The sequence below is a fragment of the Paraburkholderia sp. BGA-UO-ETr-F12 genome, assembly GCF_059567945.1.
In genome coordinates this window covers 119,938-131,954 of the sequence record NZ_JCAQOZ010000062.1, presented here as the reverse complement: position 1 = coordinate 131,954, position 12,017 = coordinate 119,938, and the positions used below count along the sequence as shown (strand labels likewise).

Here is a 12,017-nt window from a genome sequence, read left to right as displayed (position 1 = left end):
TCCGAAACATTGAACGGATTTCCATGAACTTGTCCTTCGTGAAGCTGTTTTCGAAGCGCCCGGCTAGCGCATCCCGCGTGCCGCACGCCGTGTCCGCTCGCCGTATGCTCGGTGCCGCCGCGCTCGCCGTCTGGGCACTGGCTGCCGTGCCCGCGCACGCGCAGGATCCATCGCCCGACTCGGATGACACTTCCGTCACGCTGCCGGACCCGCTCGGCCCGGCAACGGCGGACGACCAGAAGTCGCTGCCGAATGTGCCGCTGTCCAGCCAGATCGTATTCCAGGTGCTCGCCGCCGAAGTCGCCTTGCAACGCGACCAGCCGGCGCCCGCCTATCAAACCTACCTCGCGCTCGCCCGCGATACGCACGACCCGCGCATGGCGCAACGCGCCACGGAAATCGCGCTGGCCGCGCAAAGTCCGTCGGACGCTTTGGCCGCCGCGCAATTGTGGCAGCAGTATGCGCCGAATTCGGAACGCGCCGCGCAACTCGACGCGTCCCTGCTCGTCTTGTCAGGCAAGCCTGACGACGCCTCGCCGATCCTCGCGCGAGAACTCGCGAAAGTGCCGGCCGACAATCGCGGCAGCGCAATTCTGGCGCTGCAGTTGCTGCTCTCGCGCGGTCCTAACCGGATCGGCGGTTTGCATGTGCTGCAAGATCTGCTGAAAAACGACCTGAACCGGCCGGAAGCGCAACTGGCTATCGCACGCCAGCAACTCGTTTCCGACGACGCGCCGGGTGCGCGCAAGTCGCTCGAACAGGCGCTCACGCTCAAGCCCGACTATTTGCCGGCCGCACTGATGCTGTCGCAGATGGGGCCGGAGGAGCGCAAAGAAGGCATCGCATCGCTCGAAAAGTATGTGCAGCAGAATCCGAAATCGCATGACGCCCGTCTCGCGCTCGCCCAGATGTATCTCGCGAGCGACCGTCTGGACGACGCGCAAAAGCAGTTCGAGATCATGCACAAGAACAACGCGGCCGACCTCACGCCGCTGATGGCGCTCGCGCTGATCAAGATCCAGCAGAAGAATTTCACCGACGCGCAAACCTACCTGACCCAGTACGCGCAGCAAGCCGAGAAAACGCCGGGGGCCGATCCGGGCCAGGCGTATATCTATCTTGCGCAACTGTCGCTCGAACAGAAGAACGAAGCGGCGGCGACCGACTGGTTGAACAAGGTTTCACCGTCGAGCCAGCAATTCATGCCGGCGCAGATCACACGGGCGCAACTGCTCGCCAAGCAGGGCAAGACTGACGACGCACGCAAGCTGCTGGCCAGCCTGCAATCGCCCGACCCGCGCGACCAGGCGCTGATTGCCCGCACCGACGCGGCGATTCTGTTCGACGCGAAGCGCTACCCGGAGGCGGAAACACGCCTGCAACAAGCAACGGCGGCCTTCCCCGACGATCCCGATCTGACCTACGACTACGCGATGGCCGCCGAAAAGACCGGTCATTACGATGTCATGGAAGCGCAACTGCGCAAGCTGATCCAGACGCAGCCGGATAATCCGCAGGCGTATAACGCGCTGGGCTATTCGCTGGCCGATCGTAATCAGCGCCTGCCGGAAGCCGACAAGCTGATCGAGAAAGCCTCGTCACTGGCGCCGAACGACGCCTTCATCATGGACAGCGTCGGTTGGGTCAAGTACCGGATGGGCGATACGACAGATGCAATCAGGCTGCTGCGCAAAGCGTACGACCTCCAGCCGAACGCCGAAATCGGCGCGCACCTCGGCGAAGTGCTGTGGAAAACCGGCGCGCAGGATCAGGCTCGCGCCGCCTTCCGTGACGCGCGCAAGCTCGAACCGGACAACGACACGCTAGTCAAAACGCTGCAACGCCTTCAGGTAAACGATCTTTGATGCGTCTTTCCCGCTTGATCTCCTTCCCCCGGGCGCCGCGTGGCGCGGCGCTCGGATTCGTAGCGGCAGCGGTTGTTGCGTTAGCCGGTTGTGCATCGGTGAAGCCGCAGGGGCCGTCCACGTCGAATGCGGCGACGGCCGTCACCGCGCAGACGAGCCGCGCGTATCAGGGCCGTTTCGCGATCCAGTACAACGATCAGAACGGCCAGCAGCGCAATGCTTACGGCAATTTCACCTGGCAGGAAACGGGTGATACGGTCACCTTGCAATTGCGCAACCCGCTCGGCCAGACATTGGCGATCGTGACCTCGTCGCCTGCGTCCGCCACGCTCGAGTTGCCGAACCGTCAACCGCTCACCGCCGACAACGTCTCGACACTCATGCAGAACGCACTCGGCTTCGCGCTGCCGGTCGAGGGACTGCGCTACTGGCTGCAGCCTTCGCCAGCCCCCACTTCGCGCGCCAGGACCGAGAAGGATCCGGACCAGCCCTCGCGCCTGAAGCAGATCATGCAGGACGGCTGGACGATCGACTACCTGGCGTATGCGGATGCACCGGCCACCGGCGTGAAGCGTCTGAACCTGAGCCGCTCGGAACCGCCGCTCGACATCAAGCTCGTGCTGGATCAGTAATCGCGCCTGTTCGCGCAACCTTTACCGCTTCTTCCGCGTCGCGATGGCGCGTGTAGCCATAACCCATGATTGAAACGACCGATTCGCTGCGCGATTGCCTCGCGCCAGCGAAACTCAACCTCTTCCTGCACATCACCGGCCGCCGCCCGGATGGCTATCACACACTGCAAACCGTCTTCCAGTTACTCGACTGGGGCGACACGCTGCACTTCAAGCGGCGCGACGACGGCCTTATCACGCGCAGCACCGAAATCGCCGATGTTCCGCCCGAGCACGACCTTACTGTGCGCGCGGCGACGCTCCTGAAAGCGCATACCGGCTCGCCCGAGGGTGTCGATATCGAAATCGAGAAACGCCTGCCGATGGGCGCGGGCCTTGGCGGTGGCAGCTCCGATGCGGCGACCACGCTGCTCGCGCTGAACCGTCTCTGGAAACTCGATTTGCCGCGACTGGAGTTGCAGGCGCTAGCATTGAAACTCGGCGCGGACGTGCCATTCTTTGTTTTTGGGAAAAATGCGTTCGCACAGGGTGTCGGAGAGGCTTTAGACGTTGTACAATTGCCGCCGCGTCATTTCCTGGTCGTAACGCCGAGGGTTCATGTTCCGACTGCAGCGATTTTTTCCGAAAAAGCGTTGACAAGAGATTCGAAACCCCTCATAATTACGGACTTTCCTGCAGAACTTAGCTGCAACACTGACTGGCCAGAAAGTTTTGGTCGCAATGACATGCAGCAGGTTGTCGTGGGAAAATACGCGGAAGTAGCGCAAGTGCTGCGATGGTTTGAAAACATCGCACCAGCGCGGATGTCTGGGTCAGGTGCAAGTGTATTTGCAGCGTTCCGTAGTCAAGCTGAAGCAGAAGCGGCGCAAGCCAAAGTGCCCAGCGAATGGAACAGCGCAGTGACTGCAGGTCTCGATCAGCATCCACTCTTTGCTTTCGCGTCATAAGTTTTGCGTCGTCGAACGTTCCCTCGTTCGGCGAAGCTCAAAGTTAGTGTAGGGGAGTCGCCAAGTTGGTTAAGGCACCGGATTTTGATTCCGGCATTCGAAGGTTCGACTCCTTCCTCCCCTGCCAAAAATTCTCGCATTTCCCTCGCCCCCAGCCTGAAGTAGGTGCACGATGAGCAGCCATGACGGCCTGATGGTTTTTACTGGCAACGCAAATCCCGCGCTTGCACAGGAAGTCGTCAAAATCCTCGGTATTCCCCTCGGCAAAGCAATGGTTAGCCGTTTCTCGGACGGTGAAATCCAGGTCGAGATTCAGGAAAATGTGCGTGGCAAGGATGTCTTCGTCCTGCAATCCACGTGCGCGCCGGCGAATGACAATCTGATGGAACTGATGATCATGGTCGATGCGCTCAAGCGCGCATCCGCCGGCCGGATCACTGCAGCCATCCCCTACTTCGGTTATGCCCGTCAAGATCGACGCCCGCGTTCGGCGCGCGTCGCCATCTCGGCGAAGATCGTGGCGAACATGCTGGAAATCGCCGGTGTCGAGCGGATCATTACGATGGATCTGCACGCCGACCAGATTCAAGGCTTCTTCGACATCCCGGTCGACAATATCTACGCTACGCCCGTGCTGCTCGGCGATCTGCGCAAGCAGAACTACGAGAACCTGCTGGTCGTTTCGCCGGACGTCGGCGGCGTGGTGCGTGCCCGTGCATTGGCCAAGCAACTGAATTGCGATCTCGCGATCATCGACAAACGCCGCCCGAAGGCGAACGTTGCCGAAGTGATGAACATCATCGGTGAAGTCGAAGGCCGCACCTGCGTGATCATGGACGACATGGTCGACACCGCCGGTACGCTCTGCAAGGCAGCTCAAGTTTTGAAGGAACGCGGTGCGAAGCAGGTGTTCGCTTACGCCACCCACCCGGTTCTGTCGGGCGGTGCAGGCGAGCGTATTGCAGCTTCCGCACTCGACGAACTCGTTGTCACCGATACGATCCCGCTCGGCGAAGAAGCCCGCTCGTGCGCCAAGATCCGTTCGTTGAGCAGCGCCGGCTTGCTCGCCGAAACGTTCTCGCGGATTCGCCGCGGCGATTCGGTGATGTCGCTGTTCGCTGAAAGTTAAGTATTTGCGAAGGCGCAGCGCGCATGGCAGTACCGCACGCTGCGCTTTTGCACAATTGGCATGAACGAACGAAGGTTCGTGCCATCGTTCTGGGGCCTCAGCCATAACGGCTTGGAGGCCCCGTTTTTACTGCCTGGTCGCGGGCAGTGCATTGGAGATTCAACATGAAAGTAGTCGCTTTCGAGCGTTCTTTGCAAGGTACGGGTGCGAGCCGCCGCCTGCGTATCTCGGGTAAGACCCCGGGCATCGTATATGGCGCTGGTGCTGAAACGCAATTGGTCGAACTGGACCACAACGCACTTTGGCACGCGCTGAAGAAAGAAGTTTTCCACTCGTCGATCCTCGAATTGGAAGTGGCAGGCAAGTCGCAACAGGTTCTGCTGCGTGACGTGCAATACCACCCGTTCCGTCAGCTCGTGCTGCACGTGGACTTCCAACGTGTCGACGCGAAGAAGAAGCTGCACACCAAGGTGCCGCTGCACTTCATGAACCAGGAAACCAACCCGGCAGTGAAGCTGTCGAGCGCGGTGATCTCGCACGTCCTCAACGAAATCGAAATCGAGTGCCTGCCGTCGGCACTGCCGGAATTCCTCGAAGTGGACCTGGCGAAGATCGAAGCGGGCCAATCGCTGCATGCCAAGGACATCGTCCTGCCGGCAGGCGTGGCGCTGGTTGCTCACGTTGACGCAGAAAACCCGGTCGTCGCTTCGGCAACGATCCCGGCTGGCGCAATCGCTGAAGGCGACGCCGCTGCTGCAAGCGAAGGCGAAACGCCGGCTGCCTAAGGCCTTTTGGCACTGAGCGAGCAATCCTCTCGAGCCGTTTCAATGAAACGGTCGATGTGACCCGCCGAGGTTCGCCCCGGCGGGTTTTTTTTCGGTTTTTTTCGGCTCGGCCGCATTCGACGCCCGAGCCAGATGGACCTACGCAATCATGATCAAGCTGATCGTCGGGCTCGGCAATCCGGGCGCTGAATACACCGCGACGCGCCACAACGCCGGCTTCTGGCTGGTCGATCAACTGGCGCGCGAAGCAGGCACGACGCTGCGCGACGAGCGGCGCTTCCACGGTTTCTACGCGAAAGCCCGGCTTCACGGCGAAGAAGTGCATCTGCTGGAACCGCAGACGTATATGAATCGCTCGGGGCAGTCCGTTGTGGCGCTTGCACAGTTCTTCAAAATTCTTCCGGACGAAATTCTGGTCGCGCACGACGAACTCGACATGCCGCCAGGCAGCGTCAAGCTGAAGCTCGGCGGTGGCAGCGGCGGCCATAACGGGCTGAAAGACATCACCGCGCATTTGTCCTCGCAACAGTACTGGCGGCTGCGGATCGGCATCGGCCATCCGCGCGACCTGATTCCCGAAAGCGCGCGAGCCGGCGCCAAGCCGGACGTCGCCAATTACGTGCTGAAACCGCCGCGGCGGGAAGAACAGGACGTAATCGATGCGTCGGTCGAACGGGCATTGGCCGTGATGCCGCAAATCATCAAAGGCGAACTCGAGCGGGCGATGATGCAATTGCATCGCAATCCCTGAACAGCCGGTTCACCCACCGCATCCACATCGCCAGACTTGCCCGACTTGCCGTACCGCCATCGACAGGAGAATCGCTTGAGCCGCTACTGGAGTGACATCGTCCACCGTCTGACGCCGTATGTGCCGGGCGAGCAACCCGCGGTTGCGCATCCGGTGAAGCTGAATACCAACGAAAATCCTTATCCGCCATCGCCGCGCGTGCTGGAAGCGATCCGGCAGGAATTGGGCGCCGCGGGCGAGTCGCTGCGGCGCTATCCCGACCCGAGCGCGCACAAGTTACGCGAAACGGTAGCCGCCTATCACGGCATTCACGCGGAGCAGGTGTTCGCGGGCAACGGCTCGGACGAAGTGCTCGCGCTCACTTTTCAGGCCTTGCTGAAGCACGACAAGCCGCTGCTGTTTCCCGATATCACTTACAGCTTCTATCCGACCTACGCGCGGCTCTTCGAAATCGACTATCGGACTATCGCACTCGACGACAATTTCGCCATCCATGTCGACGATTACACCGCGCCTAACGGCGGCGTACTGTTCCCGAACCCGAACGCGCCGACCGGACGACCACTGCCGCTCGCCGATATCGAGCGACTGTTGGCAAGAAACACCGAATCGGTGGTGGTAATCGACGAGGCCTACGTCGATTTCGGTGCCGAATCAGCCGTCGCTCTGATCGACCGTTATCCCAACATGCTGGTAATTCAGACGGTATCGAAGTCCCGCTCGCTGGCCGGCATGCGTGTCGGCTTCGCGTTCGGCAATCCGGAACTGATCGACGCACTGAACCGCGTGAAGGACAGCTTCAATTCGTATCCGCTCGACCGGCTGGCGCAAGTCGCGGCCATCGCCGCATACGAAGACGATGCGTGGTTCCGCGACAACTGCACCAAGGTGATTGCGAGCCGCGAGCGGCTGGCGGCAGGCTTGACAGCGCTGGGCTTCGAGGTGGTGCCGTCGGCGGCGAATCTGCTGTTCGCGCGCCACGACGGCTACGACGCCGCAACGCTCGTGGCACGGCTAAGGGAAAAGGAAATCTTCGTGCGTCACTTCAAGGCGGCGCGAATCGACCAGCATCTGCGTATCTCGGTCGGTACCGACGCGGAATGCGGCATTCTGCTGGATGCGCTGCGCGACATCTTCAGCGGATACGTCGGATAGAGATCGGTCAGCGATCGGCTAATCCGGCGTGCAGCCCAAAACGTTGCCGCAAAAGAAAACGGCGAGGCAGGCGCCTCGCCGTTTTTTTCTCTCATCCAACGCTCGCTCAGGCGCTCTTCGCAGCCTGTAGCGCGTGATACTTCGCCATCAGACCTTCCGCCGTCTCCAGATGCTCAGGATCGCGCGGAATGCACTCGACCGGACACACCTGAATGCACTGAGGCTCGTCGAAATGACCGACACACTCGGTGCATTTCTTCGGGTCGATCACGTAGATTTCCGCGCCCATCGAAATTGCGTCGTTCGGGCACTCGGGCTCGCACACGTCGCAATTGATGCACTCGTCGGTAATCATCAAGGCCATACTTCTCTCACTTCGCGCTGGCCGCAGCCAGCTTTGATCCGTCAAACCGCTAGTTTACGCCGGTTACGGTTGTCCCGCCGAAACACCATCATTCGGATCCAACGCAGCAACCTTCTCCTTTAGCCATTTCTCGACCGATGGGAACACAAACTTGCTCACGTCGCCGCCCAGTTGCGCGATTTCACGCACGATGGTGCCGGAGATGAACTGGTATTGATCCGACGGCGTCATGAACATGGTTTCGACGTCCGGCAGCAGATAGCGGTTCATACCGGCCATCTGGAACTCATATTCAAAGTCCGAAACGGCACGCAGGCCACGCACGATCACCCGCGCGTTGTTGCTGCGGACAAAGTCTTTCAATAGGCCTTTGAAGCTCATCACCTGAACATTCGGGTAGTGCCCGAGCACTTCATGAGCGATGTCGAGACGCTCTTTCAGCGTGAAAAACGGCTTCTTGTTGCGGCTGTCGGCAACGCCCACCACCAGCGTGTCGAAAATGCTCGACGCGCGTCGAACGAGGTCTTCGTGACCGCGCGTCAGCGGGTCAAACGTGCCCGGGTACACGGCGACTACCATGAGACTTCTCCTCTCTTCAGACAAATGGGCACGTCAAAGCGTCCACGCGACGCATTTGGCACCGACCGCACGCGTGACAGTAACCTGTCCGCCGCTTGTTTTGGAACGCGCATTATTCCTTATTTTCGCGCTGCAGCAAATGAAAGTGGACAGCGCCCGCTTTGCCTTGCCGCACGATTTCCCAACCGGCGAGTGTCTCGTTCCCCTCTAGCTCAAGCGCAGCGCCCGCCTCCACGTACAGAAAGCCTTCCGGGCTGAGCAGCGGCACCGCCAGTGCGAGCGCCTTGTCGAGCAGGTCGTCACCGAACGGCGGATCGAGGAAAACCACGTCGAACGAGCCCGGCGCGAGACTCGCGGCAAGGCGCAAACCGTCGGCTTCCGCGATTTCGATCGTACGTGCCGCCAGGCGCTCCTGATTCGCGCGCAACTGGTTTGCGGCCCGTGCGTTGCGCTCCACCATCAGCACTTGTGCCGCACCGCGCGAGGCGGCCTCGAAGCCGAGCGCGCCGCTGCCGGCGAACAGATCGAGGCAGCGCTGGCCGTCCAGCCGTTGGCCAAGCCAGTTGAACAGCGTTTCGCGCACACGGTCGGGGGTGGGGCGCAGACCGTCGAGGTCGAGCACGGGCAGCGGTGTGCGCTTCCAGTCGCCGCCAATGATACGGATGGCGTGCGGCTTGCCGCCTTTGGACGAAGCGCCGTGGGCGCGTGAAGGAGCAGAACGGGGCATGCAGTTTCGAATACGTAATAAGAAGGCCCCGCGCGCCGATGCGTGGGGGCTGGAGGGCCAACGTTACCACAGGGGCGCGCGGCGTCCAGCCTGGCCGTTCGGCCAATACGACGGCTGGCGGCGCGCCTGATAAAATGTGCGGCTTCCAGCGCCTTGCATCCCGCATCGCAACGCTGTCTGCCGCTCCCACGGGCTTGTCCCGGCTGCGCGCATCGGCGCGCGCTCTCACCACGCCAGATCATGTTCAGCTTTTTCAAACGATTCAAGGGTTCGAAAGAGTCCGATAACGCGCCAGAAGAATCGCAGACCGCGGCGGCGCCGGCTGTGCCGATTGCGCCCGCCACGCCTCCCGCGCCTCGGCCGGCTATGCCCGCTAGCGTCGATACTCAACCGGCTGCCGCGCCGTCCACCAATGAACCTGAAGCGGCCGCGCTCGAAACCGTCGAAATCGTCCCGCCGCCTCAGCAGGACGCGAGCGCCAAGCGTTCCTGGCTCACTCGCCTGAAGACCGGTCTGTCGAAAACGAGTTCGAGCCTGACCGGCATTTTCGTCGGCACGAAGATCGACGAGGATTTGTACGAAGAGCTCGAAACCGCGCTGCTGATGTCAGATGCCGGCGTCGAGGCCACCGAGTTCCTGCTCGAATCGTTGCGCGAGAAAGTGCGCACCGAGCGTCTCACCGATCCGCAGCAGGTGAAAGCGGCGCTGCGCACGCTGTTGATCGACCTGCTGAAGCCGCTGGAAAAATCGCTGATGCTCGGCCGCGCCCAACCATTGGTCGTGATGATCGCGGGCGTGAACGGGGCGGGCAAAACCACCAGCATCGGCAAGCTCGCCAAGCATTTGCAAAGTTTCGATCAGTCAGTGCTGCTGGCTGCAGGCGACACCTTCCGCGCCGCGGCACGCGAGCAGCTCGCGATCTGGGGCCAGCGCAACAACGTGACGGTGGTGTCGCAGGAAAGCGGCGATCCGGCCGCCGTGATTTTCGACGCGGTGGGCGCCGCGCGGGCGCGCAAGATCGACGTCATGATGGCGGACACGGCCGGCCGTCTGCCAACCCAGTTGCATCTGATGGAAGAACTGCGCAAGGTGAAACGCGTGATCGGCAAGGCGCAAGAAGGCGCGCCGCATGAGGTGCTGCTGGTGATCGATGCGAACACCGGCCAGAATGCGCTCGCACAAGTGAAGGCCTTTGACGACGCGCTCGGCCTCACCGGCCTGATCGTCACCAAACTCGACGGTACGGCGAAGGGCGGCATTCTCGCGGCAATCGCACGCCAGCGTCCGATTCCGGTGTACTTCATCGGCGTCGGCGAAAAGGTGGAGGACTTGCAGCCTTTCAGCGCGGAAGAGTTTTCGGATGCGTTGCTGGGCGGTTGAGCCTCGCGGCATTCGTCGCGAAACCAGCAAAAAGGGCGCTCTTTCGAGCGCCCTTTTTTCATTCAGACCACCGGATTATTCCGCGTCGGGTTGAACACCCGGTGCTGCACGAGCGAACGCGTCAAGTTGCGTTGCGTGATCGTAGATACGCTGAATGGTCGGAAACTTCGCCGTATCGACCTTGAAGCGCTGTGCGTTGAACACCTGCGGAATCAGACACGCATCGGCCAACGTCGGGGTGTCGCCAAAGCACAGCTTGCCGGTGCGCGGATCGCCTGCCAGATGCGCCTCGAGCGTCGCAAAACCCGCTTCGACCCAGTGCTTGTACCACGCGTCTTTCGCATCATCGTCGACATGCAGCGTGTGTTTCAGGTACTTCAGCACGCGCAGATTATTCAGCGGATGAATCTCGCACGCCACCTGCAACGCCACCGCGCGCACATAAGCGCGGTCGGCCGGCGGGCCGGGCAGGAGCGGCGGCTCCGGATGCGTTTCCTCCAGATACTCGATAATCGCGAGCGACTGCGGCATGACGTTGTTTCCGTCGACGAACGTGGGCACGATGCCATCCACATTCACCTTGCGGTACTCGGGCTTCAACTGCTCGCCACCGTCGCGCACGAGGTGCACCGGCACGTAGTCGTACGGCAGGTTCTTCAGGTTCAGGGCGATACGCACGCGATAAGACGCCGAACTGCGGAAGTAGCTGTAAAGCTTCATGTTATGGGTCTCCTCCAGCCGCGCTTCAGACGACGCGTACGCTGAGCTCGCCGAGCCCGTCCACACCGCCCTTCATGAGGTCGCCCGGCACTACGGCGCCGACGCCCTCCGGTGTGCCGGTGAAAATCAGGTCGCCCGGTTGCAGTTCAAACAGCGTCGACAGATAGGCGATCGTCTCGGCAACCGACCAGATCAGTTGCGATACGTCCGAATTCTGTTTTTCCTCGCCGTTCACCGATAACCAGATCGCGCCCTTGTCGACATGGCCGACCGTCGTTACCGGATGAATCGGACCGAGCGGCGCCGAGTGGTCGAAGCCCTTCGCGGTATCCCACGGACGGCCCAGTTTCTTCGCTTCGGCCTGCAGATCGCGGCGCGTCATGTCGAGACCGAGCGCATAGCCGTACACGTGGTCGAGTGCGCTTTCGGCCGGAATGTCCTTGCCGCCTTTGCCGATAGCCGCCACCAGCTCCATCTCGAAGTGGACATTTTTCGATAGCGACGGATAGGGGAATTCGCCAGTCGCGCCCGGCGCGACATACAGCACGGCGTCGGCCGGCTTGGCAAAGAAGAACGGCGGTTCGCGGTCGGGATCGTGCCCCATCTCGCGCGCGTGCGCCTCGTAGTTGCGACCCACACAGTAGATGCGACGCACCGCGAACTGCTCGCTGGACCCCACGACCGGCACCGCGACCACCGGTGCGGGTGCAAACACGTAACTCATCCCGTTCTCCGTTTTCTGGATTGTGCCGCGCGCGCGGCGATAAAGCATCGAGTGTAACGCGCGGCAAAGCGCGCTGCAGCCAATCGGCACGGGCATGCGCGGACCGACGGTCCCGGCGCATCGTCTCGCGGGGTTGCCGGATCGCGGGTCGCCGGCTCGTCGGACCGTCTGATCGCCATAGATGCGATACTCACACCAAATAGTGTCCTTTAAGTACCGTGGCCGACCGCCCTAAGGTGATACGCCCTCGTCCCATTGC

13 protein-coding genes and 1 tRNA gene are annotated in these 12,017 nt (G+C 61.5%); 9 read left to right on the top strand and 5 right to left on the bottom strand.

The window, feature by feature from the left end; genetic code table 11:
• The first annotated feature begins 23 nt into the window (after positions 1-23).
• The 8 genes from AC57B6_RS30635 to hisC all read left to right on the top strand — a co-directional run bounded on the left by AC57B6_RS30635 (position 24) and on the right by hisC (position 7,264).
• On the top strand, positions 24-1,865 hold the full coding sequence (locus AC57B6_RS30635; RefSeq protein ID WP_496422725.1) for a tetratricopeptide repeat protein: 1,842 nt from the start codon (positions 24-26) through the stop codon (positions 1,863-1,865).
• Positions 1,865-2,497, top strand: a complete 633-nt coding sequence (gene lolB, locus AC57B6_RS30630; RefSeq protein WP_106352031.1) for a lipoprotein insertase outer membrane protein LolB — start codon at positions 1,865-1,867, stop codon at positions 2,495-2,497. The genes AC57B6_RS30635 and lolB overlap by 1 nt, the downstream gene beginning before the upstream one ends.
• 65 nt (positions 2,498-2,562) lie before the next feature.
• Positions 2,563-3,444, top strand: coding sequence for a 4-(cytidine 5'-diphospho)-2-C-methyl-D-erythritol kinase (ispE, locus tag AC57B6_RS30625; protein WP_216751752.1), 882 nt, complete (start codon positions 2,563-2,565; stop codon positions 3,442-3,444).
• A gap of 50 nt (positions 3,445-3,494) precedes the next feature.
• Positions 3,495-3,571: transfer RNA gene (locus AC57B6_RS30620), tRNA-Gln, on the top strand.
• Positions 3,572-3,616: 45 nt separating this feature from the next.
• The gene (locus AC57B6_RS30615; RefSeq protein WP_028199080.1) at positions 3,617-4,573 is read left to right on the top strand and encodes a ribose-phosphate pyrophosphokinase; all 957 of its coding nucleotides are present in this window, start codon (positions 3,617-3,619) and stop codon (positions 4,571-4,573) included.
• Between the two features lie 164 nt (positions 4,574-4,737).
• Positions 4,738-5,358 (top strand): 50S ribosomal protein L25/general stress protein Ctc, encoded by a 621-nt coding sequence (locus AC57B6_RS30610; RefSeq protein ID WP_028199079.1) that lies wholly within the window; start codon positions 4,738-4,740, stop codon positions 5,356-5,358.
• A gap of 148 nt (positions 5,359-5,506) precedes the next feature.
• The gene (gene pth, locus AC57B6_RS30605; protein WP_028199078.1) at positions 5,507-6,109 is read left to right on the top strand and encodes an aminoacyl-tRNA hydrolase; all 603 of its coding nucleotides are present in this window, start codon (positions 5,507-5,509) and stop codon (positions 6,107-6,109) included.
• Between the two features lie 75 nt (positions 6,110-6,184).
• Complete coding sequence (gene hisC / locus AC57B6_RS30600) at positions 6,185-7,264, top strand: histidinol-phosphate transaminase (RefSeq protein ID WP_028199077.1); 1,080 nt, start codon at positions 6,185-6,187, stop codon at positions 7,262-7,264.
• 106 nt (positions 7,265-7,370) lie between these two features.
• On the opposite strand, the gene AC57B6_RS30595 is transcribed toward hisC, so the two are convergent.
• The 3 genes from AC57B6_RS30595 to rsmD form a co-directional block, all read right to left on the bottom strand.
• On the bottom strand, positions 7,371-7,628 hold the full coding sequence (locus tag AC57B6_RS30595; RefSeq protein WP_028199076.1) for a YfhL family 4Fe-4S dicluster ferredoxin: 258 nt from the start codon (positions 7,626-7,628) through the stop codon (positions 7,371-7,373).
• A gap of 63 nt (positions 7,629-7,691) precedes the next feature.
• Complete coding sequence (gene coaD, locus AC57B6_RS30590; protein WP_028199075.1) at positions 7,692-8,207, bottom strand: pantetheine-phosphate adenylyltransferase; 516 nt, start codon at positions 8,205-8,207, stop codon at positions 7,692-7,694.
• A gap of 112 nt (positions 8,208-8,319) precedes the next feature.
• Entirely contained in the window at positions 8,320-8,934 is a 615-nt protein-coding gene (rsmD, locus tag AC57B6_RS30585; RefSeq protein WP_028199074.1) for a 16S rRNA (guanine(966)-N(2))-methyltransferase RsmD, read from the bottom strand.
• Positions 8,935-9,174: 240 nt separating this feature from the next.
• On the opposite strand from rsmD, the gene ftsY reads away from it, so the two are divergent.
• On the top strand, positions 9,175-10,314 hold the full coding sequence (gene ftsY, locus AC57B6_RS30580) for a signal recognition particle-docking protein FtsY (protein WP_496422724.1): 1,140 nt from the start codon (positions 9,175-9,177) through the stop codon (positions 10,312-10,314).
• Positions 10,315-10,389: 75 nt separating this feature from the next.
• On the opposite strand, the gene maiA is transcribed toward ftsY, so the two are convergent.
• Together maiA and AC57B6_RS30570 are read right to left on the bottom strand one after the other, a co-directional pair.
• Positions 10,390-11,034 (bottom strand): maleylacetoacetate isomerase, encoded by a 645-nt coding sequence (gene maiA / locus AC57B6_RS30575; RefSeq protein ID WP_144193139.1) that lies wholly within the window; start codon positions 11,032-11,034, stop codon positions 10,390-10,392.
• 25 nt (positions 11,035-11,059) lie between these two features.
• On the bottom strand, positions 11,060-11,758 hold the full coding sequence (locus tag AC57B6_RS30570) for a fumarylacetoacetate hydrolase family protein (RefSeq protein WP_030099930.1): 699 nt from the start codon (positions 11,756-11,758) through the stop codon (positions 11,060-11,062).
• Positions 11,759-12,017: the final 259 nt, after the last annotated feature.